The organism is Streptomyces atratus (assembly GCF_014648655.1).
Lineage (GTDB): Bacteria > Actinomycetota > Actinomycetes > Streptomycetales > Streptomycetaceae > Streptomyces > Streptomyces atratus.
In genome coordinates, this window is the sequence record NZ_BMRN01000031.1 from 18,907 (window position 1) to 35,252 (window position 16,346).

The 16,346-nt window shown below is 67.5% G+C and carries 12 protein-coding genes and 3 pseudogenes; 5 read left to right on the top strand and 10 right to left on the bottom strand.

Going from position 1 to position 16,346, the window contains the following annotated elements; all coding sequences use genetic code 11:
* Positions 1-148: 148 nt before the first annotated feature.
* The gene (locus IEZ15_RS32035) at positions 149-1,165 is read right to left on the bottom strand and encodes an RNA polymerase sigma factor (RefSeq protein ID WP_189280488.1); all 1,017 of its coding nucleotides are present in this window, start codon (positions 1,163-1,165) and stop codon (positions 149-151) included.
* Positions 1,162-4,011, bottom strand: coding sequence for an excinuclease ABC subunit UvrA (gene uvrA / locus IEZ15_RS32040; RefSeq protein ID WP_189280489.1), 2,850 nt, complete (start codon positions 4,009-4,011; stop codon positions 1,162-1,164). Before uvrA ends, IEZ15_RS32035 begins: the two co-directional genes overlap by 4 nt.
* Positions 4,012-4,778: 767 nt before the next feature.
* On the opposite strand from uvrA, the gene IEZ15_RS32045 reads away from it, so the two are divergent.
* Positions 4,779-5,189 carry a hypothetical protein gene (locus tag IEZ15_RS32045; RefSeq protein ID WP_229846233.1) on the top strand — a complete coding sequence of 137 codons (411 nt, stop codon included), beginning with the start codon at positions 4,779-4,781 and terminating at the stop codon, positions 5,187-5,189.
* On the opposite strand, the gene IEZ15_RS32050 is transcribed toward IEZ15_RS32045, so the two are convergent.
* Together IEZ15_RS32050 and IEZ15_RS32055 are read right to left on the bottom strand one after the other, a co-directional pair.
* Positions 5,154-5,801 (bottom strand): UbiX family flavin prenyltransferase, encoded by a 648-nt coding sequence (locus IEZ15_RS32050; RefSeq protein WP_189280490.1) that lies wholly within the window; start codon positions 5,799-5,801, stop codon positions 5,154-5,156. The two genes, IEZ15_RS32045 and IEZ15_RS32050, sit on opposite strands and share 36 nt — an antisense overlap.
* A 109-nt stretch (positions 5,802-5,910) precedes the next feature.
* The gene (locus tag IEZ15_RS32055; RefSeq protein ID WP_189280491.1) at positions 5,911-7,350 is read right to left on the bottom strand and encodes a UbiD family decarboxylase; all 1,440 of its coding nucleotides are present in this window, start codon (positions 7,348-7,350) and stop codon (positions 5,911-5,913) included.
* Between the two features lie 219 nt (positions 7,351-7,569).
* On the opposite strand from IEZ15_RS32055, the gene IEZ15_RS32060 reads away from it, so the two are divergent.
* A complete protein-coding gene (locus tag IEZ15_RS32060; RefSeq protein WP_229846234.1) occupies positions 7,570-8,562 on the top strand; it encodes an Lrp/AsnC family transcriptional regulator in 993 nt (330 codons plus the stop codon).
* Between the two features lie 61 nt (positions 8,563-8,623).
* On the opposite strand, the pseudogene IEZ15_RS32065 reads toward IEZ15_RS32060, so the two are convergent.
* Positions 8,624-8,852 (bottom strand): annotated as a pseudogene (locus tag IEZ15_RS32065) (DNA glycosylase AlkZ-like family protein); the annotation flags it as partial.
* Between the two features lie 617 nt (positions 8,853-9,469).
* Between IEZ15_RS32065 and IEZ15_RS45315 the strand changes: the two are divergent.
* Complete coding sequence (locus IEZ15_RS45315; RefSeq protein ID WP_229846235.1) at positions 9,470-9,940, top strand: hypothetical protein; 471 nt, start codon at positions 9,470-9,472, stop codon at positions 9,938-9,940.
* A 282-nt stretch (positions 9,941-10,222) separates the two neighbouring features.
* Here IEZ15_RS45315 and IEZ15_RS32075 read toward each other — a convergent pair whose 3' ends face one another.
* From IEZ15_RS32075 to IEZ15_RS32090, 4 genes and pseudogenes are all read right to left on the bottom strand, one after another.
* Entirely contained in the window at positions 10,223-11,671 is a 1,449-nt protein-coding gene (locus IEZ15_RS32075) for an amidase (RefSeq protein ID WP_189280492.1), read from the bottom strand.
* Positions 11,672-11,922: 251 nt separating this feature from the next.
* Positions 11,923-12,357 (bottom strand): hypothetical protein, encoded by a 435-nt coding sequence (locus IEZ15_RS45320; RefSeq protein WP_229846236.1) that lies wholly within the window; start codon positions 12,355-12,357, stop codon positions 11,923-11,925.
* A 215-nt stretch (positions 12,358-12,572) separates the two neighbouring features.
* Complete coding sequence (locus tag IEZ15_RS32085) at positions 12,573-13,916, bottom strand: endonuclease domain-containing protein (protein WP_189280493.1); 1,344 nt, start codon at positions 13,914-13,916, stop codon at positions 12,573-12,575.
* 43 nt (positions 13,917-13,959) lie between these two features.
* Positions 13,960-14,322: pseudogene (locus IEZ15_RS32090) on the bottom strand (transposase); the annotation flags it as partial.
* A gap of 67 nt (positions 14,323-14,389) precedes the next feature.
* On the opposite strand from IEZ15_RS32090, the pseudogene IEZ15_RS32095 reads away from it, so the two are divergent.
* Positions 14,390-14,548: pseudogene (locus IEZ15_RS32095) on the top strand (IS5/IS1182 family transposase); the annotation flags it as partial.
* Positions 14,549-14,662: 114 nt separating this feature from the next.
* On the opposite strand, the gene IEZ15_RS32100 reads toward IEZ15_RS32095, so the two are convergent.
* On the bottom strand, positions 14,663-15,190 hold the full coding sequence (locus IEZ15_RS32100; RefSeq protein ID WP_189280494.1) for a peptidoglycan DD-metalloendopeptidase family protein: 528 nt from the start codon (positions 15,188-15,190) through the stop codon (positions 14,663-14,665).
* A 398-nt stretch (positions 15,191-15,588) separates the two neighbouring features.
* On the opposite strand from IEZ15_RS32100, the gene IEZ15_RS32105 reads away from it, so the two are divergent.
* A complete protein-coding gene (locus IEZ15_RS32105; protein WP_189280495.1) occupies positions 15,589-16,341 on the top strand; it encodes a peptidoglycan-binding protein in 753 nt (250 codons plus the stop codon).
* Positions 16,342-16,346: the final 5 nt, after the last annotated feature.

The window sequence follows — 16,346 nt, forward strand, 5'->3', positions numbered from 1 at the left end:
GAAGCGACCGCAAGCCGGAGGGCTCTCTCGTCGGGACTGTAGTCCTGAACGAGAGGTGGGCAAGCCGGTACACCGGCTCCCTGCTGCGGTTTGGTGGGCGGCTCGGTTGTCGCAGATCAAGCGGGCCTGGAACATCAAGCGGCGTGCGTCACGCGTCGCTGAGGTAGTCCCGCAGCTCATGGGAGCGTGAGGGGTGCCGGAGCTTGCTCATCGCTTTGCCCTCGATCTGGCGTATGCGCTCGCGGGTCACGCCGTAGGTGTTGCCGATCTCCTCCAGGGTCCGCGGGCGACCGCCGAGGAGGCCGAACCGTAGAGAGATGATGCCGGCTTCACGAGGGCTGAGGCCGGCCAGGATGGCCTGGATGGCTTCCTGGAGAAGTCCGAAGGCGACCACTTCCCAGGGGGAGGGCAAGTCGCTGTCCATGATGAGATCACCGAACCCGGTATTGCCATCGTCGGACAGACTGACGTCCAGCGAAACGGGCTCCTTGGTGTAGGCGTCGAGCTCGATCAGTTTCTCCATCGGGACTTCCGCCTTGTCGGCCAGTTCCTGCGGGGTGGGCTCGGACCCGGTGTCGCGGAGGAACTCACGGCGGATCCGTGCCACGCGGTTGATGATTTCCACGGTATGCACTGGGATGCGGATGGTGCGGCTCTGATCGGCAAGGGCCCGGGAGACTCCCTGCTTGATCCACCAAGTGGCGTAGGTGGAGAACTTGAAGCCCTTGACGTAATCGAACTTCTCGACGGCTCTGATGAGTCCGGTGTTGCCTTCCTGAATGAGGTCAAGAAAGTGGAGTCCTCGTCCGGTGAAGCGCTTGGCGACGGCGACTACCAGGCGGAGGTTGGCCTCGGTGAAGTGCTGTTTGGCGCGGTGTCCGTCTTCAGCGAGGAGGCTGAGTTCGCGACGGTAGTGCGGGTCCAGGCCTGGCTCTTCGGCGAGAAGGTGCTCCGCGTACAGTCCGGCTTCGATGCGTTTGGCCAGCTCCACCTCCTGTTCGGCGGTGAGCAGTTTGACCTTGGCAATAAGCCGGAGGTAGTCCTTGACTTGGTCGACGGTGCCGCTGTCCGTGGGAAGACTGGGTGGAGGCGCCTCGCTCTCGTCGTCCTGGTCCAGCTGGAGGTCCTGCGGGTCCTGCGGGTCCGGCAGATCCGTGGCGTTCATCGGTTCCCCACCAAGTGCTTGAGGAACTGCCCGGTGTGTGACCAATGGTGGGCCGCGATCTCCTCCGGGGTGCCCTCGGCGACGACCTCTCCGCCTCGGTGTCCGCCTTCTGGGCCCATGTCGACGATCCAGTCGGCCGTCTTGATCACGTCGAGGTTGTGCTCGATGACGACGACCGTATTGCCGCCGTCGACGAGGCGTTGCAGGGCAGTCAGCAGCCGGTCAACGTCGGCGACATGCAGGCCGGTGGTGGGTTCGTCCAGTACGTAGAGGGTTCGACCGCGGCTACGGCGTTGGAGTTCGGCGGCGAGTTTGACACGCTGCGCCTCGCCTCCGGACAGGGTGGTGGCCGCTTGGCCGAGCTTGACGTAGCCGAGCCCGACGTCGTCCAGGGCCCGTAGGTGGCGGGAGATGATCTGGTGGCCGTCGAAGAACTCCAGGCTTTCTGCCACGGTCATGGCGAGGACGTCGGCGATGGATTTGCCCTTGTAGTGGACATCCAGGGTCTCGCGGTTGTACTGGGCGCCTCTGCACACCTCGCACGGCACGTACACGTCCGGTAGGAAGTTCATCTCGATCCTGACGGTGCCATCGCCGTAGCAGTGCTCGCAGCGGCCGCCCTTGACGTTGAAGGAGAACCGGCCGGGCTGGTAGCCACGGACTTTTGCCTCCGGGGTCTGAGCGAACAGCTTGCGCAGGTGGTCAAAGACGCCCGTGTAAGTTGCCGGGTTGGACCGAGGGCTGCGGCCGATCGGGGTCTGGTCGACCTGGACCACCTTGTCGAGGTGCTCGACGCCGGCGATAGTGCGGTGTCGGCCGGGCACCTTGTACGCACGGTGGATCTGCTGGGCGAGGGCGGTGTGCAGGATGTCGTTGACCAGGGTCGACTTGCCGGAGCCGGAGACGCCGGTGACCACGGTGAACAGACTGAGCGGGAAGGACACGGTGATATCACGTAGGTTGTGCTCGCAGGCCCCGTGCACGGTGAGGGCCCGGCCTGCCGTCGGCTTTCGGCGCCGTGCGGGCAGGGGAATGGTTCGGCGTCCGGAGAGATAGGCGCCGGTGACGGACTCGGGGTGCTCGGCGACCTCCTGCACGGTGCCTGAGCAGACGATGCGGCCGCCGTGTGTACCGGCGCCGGGGCCGATGTCGACCACCCAGTCGGCGACCTGCAGGGTCTCCTCGTCGTGTTCGACGACGATCACGGTGTTGCCACGGTCGCGTAGCCGCTTGAGTGTTTCGATGAGGCGCTGATTGTCGCGCTGGTGCAGCCCGACGGAGGGCTCGTCCAGCACGTAGAGCACGCCGGTCAGGCCGGCGCCGATCTGCGTTGCCAGCCGGATCCGCTGGGCCTCCCCGCCGGAGAGGGAGGCGGCAGGCCGGTCGAGTGAGAGATAGTCCAAGCCCACGTCGAGCAGGAATCGCAACCGCTCACCGATCTCCGCGAGGACGGCTTCCGCGATCCGCCGCTCACTGCCCGTCAGCTGCAACGCCGCCACAAAGCGGGCGAGTTCACCGAGTGGCAGCGCGGCTGCCTGAGCGATGCTGTGCCCTCCCACGGTGACCGACAGGACGGCTGGGGCCAGGCGGGCGCCTCCGCAGGCCGCACAGGGCACTGCACGCATGTATCCACCGAAGCGATTCGACGCGCCACCGGACTCGATGCCTTCGGCGAAGCGGCGCACGATGTGCGGGATCACGCCTTCGAAGCGGGCCAGGTACGAACGCTCGCGGCCCAGCCGGTTCCGGAATGAGAGGTGCAGCCGACGGTCCGCCCCGTGCAGCACCATCTCCCGCGTCTCGGAGGAGAGCTGGTGCCAGGGAGTGGCGGTGCTGAATCCGGCGTCGGCGGCCAGAGCTTCGAGAAGACGGGTGAAGTAGTCGGCGCCGCTGGTGTTGGTCCATGGGGCGATGGCGCCCTCGGCCAGCGACTTGGTCTCGTCGGGTACGACGAGATCGGGGTCGACTTCCATGGACGAACCGATGCCCGTGCAGGCAGGGCAGGCGCCCCAAGGGGCGTTGAAGGAGAACAACCTCGGCTCCAGCGACTCCAGGCCGATGTCGTGGGAGCGTGGGCAGGCCATCGCCTCGGAGAAGACCAGCTCGCGCCCTGCCCGGCCAGGCTCCCGGTCGATGAACTCGACCCGCAGGACACCGCCACCGACTCCCAGCGCAGTTTCCACTGACTCCGTCAGCCGCTGCCGGATGTCTTGCTTGACGGCCAGCCTGTCCACGATTACGTCGATGGAGTGCTTCTTGCGCTTGTCGAGCGCGGGCGGGGTGGCCAGTGCGAGGACCGTCCCGTCCACCCGTACCCGGCTGAATCCGTCGGCGGACAGCTGACGGAAAACCTCGGCATGCTCGCCCTTTCGGTCACGGACGACCGGGGCCAGCACCTGGAAACGGGTTCCTTCGTCCTCGTCCAGCAGCAGGTCGACGATGTGCTGCGGGGTCTGCCGGCTGACTGGTTCGCCGCACTCGGGGCAATGGGGGCGGCCGATGCGGGCGTACAGCAACCGCAGGTGGTCGTAGACCTCGGTGATGGTGCCGACCGTGGAGCGCGGGTTGCGACTCGACGTCTTCTGATCGATGGCGATCGCCGGGGACAGCCCCTCTACGGCATCGACGTCGGGCTTCTCGAGCTGCCCGAGAAACTGTCGCGCATATGCCGAGAGGGATTCGACATAACGCCGCTGACCTTCGGCGAATATGGTGTCGAACGCCAGACTTGACTTTCCGGATCCGGACACACCCGTAAAAACGATCAGCGCGTCCCGCGGCAGTTCCACGGAAACATCACGGAGATTATGCTGCCGCGCGCCCTTGACGACAAGCCGATTTCTCACTTCGTCAACCTCAGGTGTTGAGAGTTAGCCAGATTCCACCGTAACACCACAACATTGCTGGCCAGGGCGGCTGCTCAGCAGTTTTCAGCTGTGGGGGATATCGCGCTTGACAGTGAGTCCAGCGGTGTGAGCAAAGAATTATGCAGCCAGCCGGAAGGCAGTGGGAATGGCCTAGTATTCGCTGTTGACTTCTGGTCGACCCTGTGTGCAACAACAAGGCATCAGGCGATGATGTCGGCGGCCATGGATGATTAGATGGTGTGGGGAAATCCTTCTCACGGTCGTGATTCGACGGGGTGATTCGCGACAGCTGAGCTACGACGCCCGCGCGCGAATCACGGAATGAGCCTCCCCGTTCGGCGACAGTCTCGTCGTCCATCTCGAGCGAACGGAGCGGGTGCGGCAGGGCGCGGGTGTGAGAGCGCAGCGGTCTCAGGCAGGGACATTACGGGCCGTATGTCCATGGCACTGACGCTCCCGGCCGCCGCCCACGCACGTCGATGGCCATTGGCTGTGACGCCCCGGGGCAGGAAGCCGGCGCGGTCTGGGGCTGGCCATCGGGGGTGTGCCGCCGTATTGCCTGGGGAGGTGAACAGGTCAGCCAAGGTCCCAGGGAGGGCCCGGATCCCCAGCAGGGCGATCCTGGTCGGCTCAACGAGCTCTTCCGTGACCGCGCCCCCCTGCAACGACGGTTGAAGGAGTGCTCACCGGCCCTTCGTTCCGGCGGAGGCGCGCACCGGGCCGGGCACGGCATGGAGCGGATCTGGTTGAGCGAGGACTTCCGGCAGCGCATCGCCACCGAGCCGGGCGCCTGGACCCAGCGGAGCATGCTGGCGCCGCCGACGGACACCGATCGGGGCCTGTGGCCGGCCGCAGATCACCTCTTCTTTCGCGGGCTGGTACGGGACTTCGGCGCCGAGCACCTGGTGGTCGACGCGCCCGGCTGCGGGTCGTGGCTGCGCGCGGGGCCGGTGGGCCGCAGCCGCTGGAACGTCACTACGCACGGGCCGCGCGACATCTGGAATGAACTCCAGGACCTGGCAGCCCGGTGGCGGGCGGCCGGCGGGCCGCATCGGCGTGCCCCGAGGCCGGACTTGCGCCATCCCTGTTCGCAGCGGACGCCCGCCGTGCCCTGGGTGCGGTCATGGGCTGCGCTGCTGCAGCCGATCCGTTCCTGACATGGGTCCGTGGCTGCGCGTATGGACCAGGCCCTGCCACCGCTCCGCGATGTCCGCGGTGCCCACGGGGAGTTCGAACTGGTCGAGGATCCGCATGACGATGTGATCCACGAGGTCGCTGATGCCGTTCGGGATGTCGTAGAAGGCCGGCATCGGGGGGACGATGCGGACTCCCATGCGTGAGAGGGCGAGCATGTTCTCCAGATGGATCTCGCTGAGCGGTGTCTCCCTGGGCACGAGGACCAACGGGCGGCGTTCCTTGAGTGTGACATCGGCTGCGCGGGCGATGAGGTTGTCGGCCAGGCCATGCCGCACCGCCGCAATCGTCTTCATGCTGCACGGGACGATGACCATGCCCGCGACCGGAAAGGAGCCGGAGGAGATCGTGGCACCCAGATCGCCGAACTTGTGTGTCACATCGGCTAGTTCGGCGCAGTGTCTGCTGGTGTAGGGCGTCTCCACCTCGATGGTGGAGCGGGCCCAGGTGCTCAGCACGAGATGGGTCTCCACCTGCGGCACCTCCCGCAGGATTTCCAGTAGGCGAACAGCGAGCGGGGCCCCGGTGGCACCGGTGACTCCGACGATGAGGCGGGTTGGGGAAGCGGTTGTCACGGCGGGCTCCAGTTGCGGCGGGGATGGGGGCAGAGGACGGACCGGCGGGGGAGGGGGCGGACTTGCGGGGGAGGGGGCAGCGCGCTGCCCCCTCCCCCGCGGTGCCGGGCTACATCGACAGGAGCCCTGCCCAGCGCTTGCGCAGCTCGTCGCGGGTCGCCTCGTCGACGCGGTTGGCTGCCGGGTACTGGTCCTTCCATGCGAACGGCTTGCATGCGTCGATCAGCACGATGCCCATCGACAGATCGCCAGCGGCGCGCTTGCCGGGCGACAACCGCGGGTCGATGGCGGTGGTGGGCGCGCGCAGCACCTGGATGGACTCGGCCGGGTCGACGCGGGTGAACATCGCCCACAGGACGTGGTTGACGTCGGTGATGTCGATGTCCTCGTCGACCACGACGAAGTACCGCTCCATGCCGCCGGTGCGCTTGCGCCCGGCCGCCGCGAGCAGCGCGTGCATGGCGTCGCCCGCGCCGGTCTGCTCGATGGAGACGACCATCATGAGCTGGCGGGCATACGCCCACACGCCCTTGATGTTCTGGACGCCGGAGGCCTCCAGGTGATCCCACGTCACTGATGCCGAGTACAGAGGGACGGCCTGGTCACCGGCCGGGACGGTCGGGAGCATCGGCGGTGCGCCCAGGATGATCGGGTCGTTCCGGTGCATGATCCGGTTGACCCGGACCACGGTCTCCTGGCCCGAGTGCGTGTAGTAGCCGGTCCACTCCCCGAAGGGCCCCTCCAGCACGGACTCCTCCTCGGCAGGCGGCAGTTCGCCCTCGATCACGATCTCCGCGTGCGCCGGGACCGGAAGGTCGCTGCCTGGTGCGTACAGGACCTCGACGCCCTGCCCGCGGAGTCCGCCGGCGAGGTCGTACTCCGACATCCCGGACGGTGCGGCGATCGCCGCGGCGGTCGACAGGATCGGGTCCTGGCCCACCACCACCGCGATCGGGCAGGTCCGGCCGCGCTCCCAATACTTCTCGGCGATCGCCCTGGCGTGCCGGTTGCCGAGCATCCACAGCGAGAGCCGGTCCGGGCCCTGGACGCAGGCCCGGTAGGTGCCGACGTTGACCCAGCCGCTGTCGGGGTCGCGGGTGATGACCATGCAGGCAGTGCCGATGTAGCGGCCGCCGTCTCCGTCGTGCCACTGCGGAGTGGGGAAAATGCCGAGATCCACGTCGTTGCCTACCAGGACGTTCTCCAGGACCGGACCCGTGGCGACCTCCACCGGCGGGACCGGTTCGAGCTGCCTGCTCAGGTCCTTCCAGGCCCGCACGATGTCGAGCTTCGAGGTGTCGCGCGGCAGTCCGAGAGCGACTGCGGTCCGGGCGGCGGTTCCCATGAAGTTGGTGAACACACGGTGCCCCGCCGGGTAGCCGGGGATATTGTCGAACATCAGGGCGGGGCCTTCCTTCTCCGCCATCAGTTCGGTGATACCGCCGATGTCCAGGTCCCGGTCCGCGCCGTCGATCTGGAGGATCTCGTCCTTCCCGAGCGTCTCCGTCATGTGGTCGATGTAGTGCCGAAGGTCACGGAATGCGTTCATGTGTCGTCGGGGAGCCGGGCAGTACGTCCGTGCCTCCCGTCCTCCTCTTCTTCTCTTTCCTGATGGCGGTGGCTGCGCCTGCAGCAGTCGCCATCAGGGGCGGCTTCACGGGGCCAGCCACCGCACGGGCCTGCGTCGTCAGGATTTGGACCGGCCGGGAGGGGGTGCAACGAGTCCGGACGCCTATGCCGGATACTGCGCGAGATAGAGTCGGGATGCGTGGAATGCATCGATCTCCAGCTCATTCATGCACTACAGATTGATGGGCGCGCACCATTGCGCCGGCTTGCCTCAGTGCTGGGCGTCTCCGATCAGATGGCCGCCCGCCGCTACGCCCGGCTGCGCGAGACGGCCGGGCTCCGGGTCGTCGGCCGGCTCAATCCCCGGCCCGTCGGTCAGACCGTGTGGGCACTGCGGCTGCAGTGCGTTCCCAGCGCCTCGCTCGGTCTGGCCCAGGCACTGGCCGAGCGCGAGGACACGCGATGGGTCCAACTCGCCTCCGGCGGAACCGAGATCATCTGCCATCTCGCAGTGCACAGTGACAGCGACCGGGACGCGCTGCTGATAGACAGGCTCCCTTCGAGCCGCCGGGTCACCTCGATCACCGCCCACCGCATGCTGCGGCTCTTCAAGGGCGGCCCGACCACCTGGGACGGTCCCACTGCCGCGTTGAGCCGGGAACAGATGGATGCCCTCGCGCCCTCGTACCCAACCCCTCGCTCCCAGGCAGCGCCGGTGCAACTCACGGATCTCGACCACGTCCTGCTCTCCGCGCTGAACCGCGACGGCCGCGCGTCGCACGCCGCGCTGGCCGTCGAGGCCCGCTGCCACGAGTCGACGGTGCGCCGCCGCATTGCGCACCTGCGCACGGCCGGAGCACTCTTCTTCGTCCTGGACGTGGACGAGCGTCTGCTGGGTGACCCGTCCGGCACCGTCATCTGGATGTCGGTGCAGCCCTCGCAGCTTGCTGCCGCCGGCGCCGCGCTGGCAGGCCACCCTGAAGTGGCCTACGCCGCCGCCACTACGGGGCGGACCAACCTCCTGGCCAATGTCCTCTGCTCCGACGACGAGTCCCTCTACGTGTACCTCTCCGACCGCATCGGTAGTCTCCTGGGCGTCGACACGGTCGAGACCGCGCCGATCATCCGCACTCTCAAGCGCGACGGCGCAGTCGCACGCAATCACAGCCTCGGGATTGGTGAGCGCCGTTGACCGTGTGGCAGGAACCGCCGCCCGCGACGCACAGCCGACACTCGAAGAGCTGTTCGTGGTGCACGGTCCATATGGCGGCGACGCGTCCGGCGACGAGGACGGCGCGTAGGCCGGCGACGGGCATGCCGAGGTGGGCGTGGTCGATGATGCGGCTGCGGTCCTGTAGCCGAGTACCGCGTTGTCGAACGCCGGTAGGAAGCGGACGGCTGCGGGGGTGTCCGGGTGTGGGCGCGGTGCGTCGGTAGGTCGAGAAGCTCACGGCCGCGTTCGTCGCGGAAGGTGACGAGTTCTGCGTCGAAACTCCCGCTGCAGGCTGCCGCATGAACCGACCAGAGGCCTGTCCTCGCCGGAACTGCGCCCGGGGCCGTGAGCGAGCGTGCTCACCGGCACGCACCACCGTCCATTGAAGAGATCGTTCAGGACCCGGCGAGAAACAGATTCACTCCCGAGCAGGTAGGCCAGGCGTTGCTTCACCAGATCCGAGGTGGTCGATACGGCGTCGAGCGGGCCGCTGCGTTCGCTGGGCTACTGGCCCGTGCCTATCACAGCGAGCAGGAGCGCCCTCGCTGAAACTAGAGGTACTTGCCCACGCTGATGCCAACGCCGGCCAGGAGCTGCTGTCGTTTCGTGGGGGTGTAGTTGAGGTACGGGGTGCGGTGTGTGCTGAGATATCCGGGATTGGTTGAGACCGTGTGAGCGCGGGTTCGCGGGGGCGTAGGCCTGCTGGTCTGGGGTTGTCTCTTCTTCGGTGAGAACACCAGGGTCTTCCCCAGGTAGCGTCGACGTGTAAAGAGCCGAGTGGTGTTTTCCCTGTTCACGGCCTTTCTGCGCTGCTCATGGCGGGGGCCGGGGGCAGAGGGAGAGGTTACCGGCGGGGTGTGCGGGGCCGGCCTGTGGTGGGCCGGTGGTGGGTTTCGGCGAGGTGGTCCAGACGGACGGCATCAAGACTTTGCTTGGTGATCCGTTCGGTGCCGTCAAGGATCGCGGTGATTGCTGCTTGCCGGATGAGTCGGGTCAGGCTCCCGATTCTTCCTGCGGTCCGCTGGTGGAGATAGGACGCGTGGCGGGGGAGCGTCCCGGCCCGGTGCGCGTGGAGGTCGAGTGCTGTTTCTACCCCCGCGATCAGCTCGCGGAAGGGTTCGCGTGTGCCGAGGCGTGCCGGGAAGGCCCCGCATTCCACCAAGCTCGCGCGTGCAGCGAGTTGCGCCCTGCGGACCCCGGAGAACAGGGCGGTGTCGGTGACGGCGATGCCCGCGGACACGAACGTCGCACCGATGCGTTCGGTGAGTGTTTTCTGGTTTATCTCAAGGGCAGGGACGTGACGTTGTGTTCTCGCAACTTCGCGCCTGACGGCCCGTTCTACGAATTCCTGCCCTGAAACCGACCGTGGTGGTATCTCCGGTCCCGGCGACAAGAGATACCACCGCGTGAAGGTACCCGTGATCGGGCCCAGCGGCTTCGGGGACGCGGTGAGCGAGCCGTGCGGGCCTTCTCAGTGCCTCGCGATCCGCGGCGGGTCGACCACGACCGGCCCGGCCTGTGCCTGCGGGCAGGCACAGGCCGGGCCGGGTCGGGCCGGGAAGCGTTCCGCGTACGACGAGAACACGGTGTCCAGTTCGCCGCCGCTACGCCGCGGGCCGGCAAAGCCCGGTGGCGGCGCTCAGAAGCCCGGCGGGCGGCGGAATCCGCCGATCACCTCCGCAAGGCACCGCACGAACTGGACCGCGGTGCGGTCGTGCAGGTAGGGCGCGATCACCTGGATGCCGACAGGAAGCCCGTCCCGGGTCGTCCCGACAGGTGCCACCGCCGCGGGCAGATGGTTGACCGCCGACGGCGCCATCCACGTGAGCATGTCGCGATACGGCCGGTCGGCGCCGTCGACCTGCAGTGTCCGGACCGACCAGGTGGGATCGGGCTGCTGGTCGTGGGGGAAGGCGGCCGTGGGGGTCACCGGGCAGAGGAGCACGTCGACGTCGCGGAAGAACTCGGACCAGCGGCGCCGGGAGTGCTGCCGACGTTCGTCGAGCGCGTGCCACTCACGGAAGCTGACCGTCAGGTCCGAAGCGAACCCGCCCGCGGCCCCTTCAGCGGCGGCGAAGTCCACGAGCCCGGCATACGATTCGTCCGACTCGACCAGCCCGCTCTGCGCCATCAGCAACGGCTCATAGAGGGCCATCGTTTCTTCGAGCCCGACCGGTCCCTTGCCCTCGACCACAACGGCGCCCTCGGTCCGCACCGCCTCCAGCGTCGCCTGCATGATCGCGACCAACTCGCTGTCGACGGGGCAGAACGGGTCTTCGAGCCATGCCGCGACCCGGAATTCCCGCAGAGTGCTCGACCTGGCGGCGGGCAGCTCCAGCCGCCAAGCCGGGGCGCGGTCGTGGTCCGCTCCTGCGAGGATGTCGAGACCCAGGTCGAGGTCGTCGGCGTGCCTGCCGAGCGGGCCGAGTACCGCCATATCGAAATCCGCCAGCGTCCCAGGAGCATGTCCCGAGACGCTTCCGTACCTCGGCACGATTCCGAACGACGTGCGCAGCCCGTAGACGCCGCAGAAGTGGGCAGGCACCCGAATCGAGCCCGCCGAGTCGCCGCCGAGCTCCAGGCCGGTCAGCCCAGCGGCGAGTGCCGCGGCGGACCCGCCGGACGAACCGCCAGGTCCGCGAGTCGGGTCCCACGGATTGTTCGTGGTCCCGTAGACCTCGTTGTAGGTCTGCCAGTCCCGGGCGTCCGGCGGCATGTTGGACTTGCCGAACACGATCGCTCCCGCGTTCTTGAGGCGCGCGACCGACTCGGCGTCGCTCGTCGAGACATGCTCCCCCCAGCGAGCCGAACCCCCGGTGGTCCGCATGCCCGCAACTTCGAGACTGTCCTTGATCGTCACAGGGACGCCGTGCAGGCGGCCGAGCGGTTCGCCGCGCGAGACCGTACGGTCGGCCTCCAGCGCTGCGGCCCTCGCACCCTCCTCGTCCCGGGCGACAATGGCGTTCACCTTCGGATCGAGTTGCTCCACCCGGGCGAGGTAGTGGTCGAGCAACTCGACGCTCGATACCTCCTTTGCCGCGACGGCGGCAGCGAGCTGGCCTGCGGAGCGAAATGCCAGATCGGTCATGCGAACCTCCAACAAAGCTTGACCCGCGGCGATCACATCTCTGTGGGCGACGCAAAATCCCAGTTCAGGGCGGGTCCAACTCGACTTTAGCGGACGTGGGGGACCATGTCGGGGTGTGGCTTTTCTCACTTTCCGCCACAGCTTCGCCCGGCACGCGGGGCAGCGACCGGAGGTCAAAAGGCTCACTGCCCGCGCTCTGGCATCAGAGATGTCCCTCATCGACCACGACGCGGATGCTTCGTGATGGTCAGTCAAGATGAGGCGTCTTCGGGTTCACCGTCGTGAGTCAGATCTGCGACGGCTTCCACCAAACCCACAAGGCCGTTGCGGGGCCACCGGAGCGTGATTGATCGGGGCCGGTGGTCCAGGTGGAAGGCTTGCTCGAACTCGATCTGGGTGAAGCCGGTGAGGTGCGCGACTCTGCGTTCGGTCTCCGGTCGCTGTGCCTCCGGGTCGGCATCCAGCCGCATCAGATGGCTGAGCTCCACCCACGACTCGTAACCCACCAATTCGGCGCTGGTCGCAGCCCAGTACCAGCCGGGGAAATTGCGCTGCCCCCGGTACGACGGGAACGCACGCACCTGCCCGGCCACCTCGAACCGGGCCCGCCACATCACTTCGAGCGGCCCACCGCGGGACTCACCCCGGGCATTGACGTACTCCAACCAGAAGTCCTCAGCCTCCACCAGGTAACCCCACTCGGCGTTGACCAGGTGGAACGGCCGTAGGGGCCGGAGGAGGCCCGATCATCCCGATGGTGTTGGCCTTACACCCGAGCTGGCGGGCGGCTTTGCGTAGTGCGGCAACTCTGCTGCGCATTTCGCTGGGGCGTGCGGGGTGAGCGTGTCGGGGGCCAGCAACTGCGAGGTGACGTTGGGGTGTCAGGTCTCCCGGTTCTCGCTCAGAACAGTGCCAGGCCCTCGCCGCTGGTGTCCGCGATGACTGGCCGGAACTGGGCAGGGAGGCCGTCCAAGCGGTCAGGACCGGCCGCGGCGGCCACGGCAGGGGCCGTCTCGGCCAACCAGACACGAAACCGCTCGGCGGCTTCGCGGTAGGGGACTCGCGCCAGGACACGGTGCTCGCCGGAGGGGCAGAAGTCGACGGCGACAGTGAGCAGGCAGGAACGGGGCGCGTTCTGACTGCCCGCCCAGGACACGCGCAGGACACCGCAGGGCGTGCGCCCGCGGGGGGCGCGGTGGGTCGGACGCAGCGATTGGCAGGCTATGCGGGCGGTCCATGCGGCGAGGTGCGGCAGGGGCAGGGTGGTGCGTGCGCGGCAGCCGGGGCAGCGGTGCCAGTGGCGGAGCCAGTCGTCGGTGTCGGTGTGGAAGAGGCGTGTGTAGCGGTTCGCCACGCGGATGTCGTTGCTGTACAGGTGGTCGGGGCGTTCTAGTGTGTTGCAGGACTGGCAGAGGGGGGCGCGGACGTAGCCGTGTTCGTGGCAGTGGTCGAGGACTGTGGCGGGCGCGGTGCGGCAGACGGCGCACGCCCACCCGGCCACCCTGCGGGAGGTACCGGGCTTCCTGCTGAGCACCGAGTACAGCTGGCCTTCCAGCTCTTTGTTGTACGGGCGCAGTGAGGCGGTGGGGCCCTTGGGGCTCGTCGTCTGCCGACCGTCGGCGGCTCGGGCCTGGCGGGGGTGGAAGGGCGGCTCGGTGACGGCTGCGCTTGCCTGGTGGGTCCGCGCGGCTTGCACCCACTGCGTTTCGGTGTGCTCGGCCGCATCCAGCAGCCTGACCACAGCGCGCGGCAGCCACCACGTGCGCTGCGTCCCGTCGCGGGTCTGCTCCACGAGTATCTGTCGCCAGTCGATCCCCGCCAGATGGTACGGCCGGGCGTCTTCACGTCGTGCTGCCCGCTCGGGGCCGCCCGGCTCCTGCAGTTCCCCCGTGATGCGCTGGCGCCAACGCAGCGGCGTTTCCTCGTTGCACTCCTGCCTCGGCGCCCCACGAAACGGGCCGATGCGGACGAGGTCTTGCCGGTCCATCCCCACCGCGTTCAGTTCCGCGGCCGCCCGGCGCACCTCAGCCTCCGGAACACTCAACTGACCGCCGCTCGCTCTCACCGTCGCCACCGCATGGCCGCCGAGCAGGACGTACCCCACCCGGGCATGGGCAGGAGAGCAGGTGAATGCCCCAGAAGCCGTCGGCACAGCACTGTCGGCCGTCAAATCGGCCCACAGAGCGTCCGCGGCAACCAGGGTGATCAGGCCGTCCGTGCGACCGGGCATGACACGCTCTGACATACCGACAGGCTAACGGCCTGCAACGCGGCAACGGGTCTCCAAGCGCCTCGGTCAGCCGGGCGATGAGGACGGGCGGATCGTCGGGGCCGGCGGCGTCGTGGTGAGCGCGCGGTCGTGGAGTCCACGAGGGACAGGTCCACCTCCCCCGCTTCGCAGCCTCCGCGATCAGGCCCTCCAGCAGGGCCTCGAAGACACCGGCGTCACGCCATTGCCGGAAGCGGTTATGGACGGTCGACCAGGCACCGAACTCCCGCGGCACCCCCCGCCACTGCCCACCGGTCCTGAACCGCCAGATCACGCCCTCGAACTGCTGCCGCAGCCGCTCGGGGTACGGGCCGTATCTCCCGATCGGTAGATACGGCCCAATGAACTCCCACTCCACGTCCGTCAGTTGCGCGCGAGTCATCCAAGATGATCTTCCGGATAAACCCTCCCGTAAGGGCCGATCCCTAGAACGATCACGACTCGATATGCAGAACGCCTTCCAGCGCCTCGTCCGCTGGTACGAGCGCCGGACCACCGTGATCAACGCGTTCTTCGATCTCGCCGACACCGTCATCACCGTACGCAGCCTGATCCGCCAGGCATGGACAACCCACCGCTGGGACGAACGCCCGCACCGCCGCTCATGAGAACACTGTGTGGGACACCCCCGGGGTGCACCGCGCGGGACCTGGTCAGCGGCGGGCCAGCACAAGTCCCCTCGCGAAGGGAACGGCCACTGCCGGATTCTCGGGCAAGGGCCGTCAACTCCCGGAGGTGGGAGGCGAACCGTCCTGGTTGAAGGTGACCGGGGTTACCGTGTCCGAGTTCGCCGTGTCCAGGAACAGCTGGTACAGGTCCACGCCTTGGTACTGGCCGCCGGGTGCGCCGCCGATGATCTCGACCAGCGCAAGATGCAGATGCGTCGCTGTGGGGGCGAACTCGTACACCTCACCGAGCACATCCCCGCGGGAGACCTGCGAACCGACGGTCAGCCCTTCCGGGACATTCGTGATGTGGGTGTAGAAGCCGCCCATCATGTCGTTGGGGGCGCGCATGAACAACTGGGCTCCGTAGACCTTGTTGGTGTCGGCCGAGGGGTCGTGCGGACTGTACTTGGTGATGTGGGCGTCGAAGGCGGCGAGGACCGTCGAGCCCGCGCTGGCGCCGAGGTCCATGCCGTACTGGATGTACCAGTCAGGAGACTGGTGGCCTCCCACGCCGGGGCCGCCCAGGCCACTCGCGAATTCGCTCGGGAACGGGTTCGACATGTCAATTGTGAATGCAGACACCTGTCTTGCTCCTTATTTGCGTGTCGCCGTACCGCTCTCATTTCAACTCCTGTTCCAGTCTCACGGCATTCGCGGTCGATGGTGATGGCAATCACTTTGCGGGAAGCCGCGGTTGTGGAATGTGAAACGAATTCGGCGGTCGCTGATCGGAGCGCATGCGAGCCCTGCCTGAGCTGCGCCGCGGCGCAGCTCATTCGTACGCCACACGAGTGAGCTGCGCCGCGGCGCAGCTCACTCGTGTGGCGTACGAACAGGATCGGCGTCATGATGGTCCTGGAAGCAGAGGATGACGATTCGGTTCCGACGGCGGAACGCCCTCTCATAGTCAAGGACTGGCGGCCGAATCGCCTTTTTCCTGGAGTCCGGTTGCCCAACGCTCTTAAGTGTCGGAGGCCACCATGGCTTGGGCCAACGCACCCGACGTGGAACCCGGCGATGTCATCAGCATCCTCGGTGTCGATCACGTCTTCTACGAGGAAGCGATGCGCACGGGAGGCACCCCTTCCTGGAACAACCAGAACCCGGGGAACATCGTGCGCTCGGAAGAGGCCGAGAGTTACGGCGCCTACCCCGGCAAGCACAACGACATCTTCGCCGTCTTCCCCAGTGAGGAGGTCGGCTTCGAAGCCGTTCGCCGCTACCTTTCGGGACGCGGGGACAAGACGATCCTGCAGGTGATGCAGGCCTACGCCCCGGCCGGCCACGGCTCCAACGATCCCCAGGCGTACGCCCAGAGGATCGCCGACGCCCTGGGCGTGGGAACCGACACCACCCTGGCGGGACTGGACGGCGGTCAACTCACCACGTTCGCTTCCGCGATCCAGCAGGTGGAGGGCTGGCGGCCCGGCCAGACGCATGGCCCCGAGGATCTGCCGGATGACATGGCGCAGTGGCTGACCGACCATCCGAGCCGCGCCGAACGGGAGGCTGCAGACCAGCCGTTCGCCCGGCAGGGCACCGTGGCGGAGGGGGTCAAGAACATTCAGCAGCGCCTGAACGACCTCGGCTGGGATCCTCCCCTCGTCGTCGACGGCAACTTCGGCCTGCACAGCGACGAGGCCGTGCGGTGGTTCCAGGCCAACAACGGCCTGGCGGCGGACGGCATGGTCGGCAACAAGACGTGGCTCCGGCTCATGGAACTCCCGGGCTGAGCGCA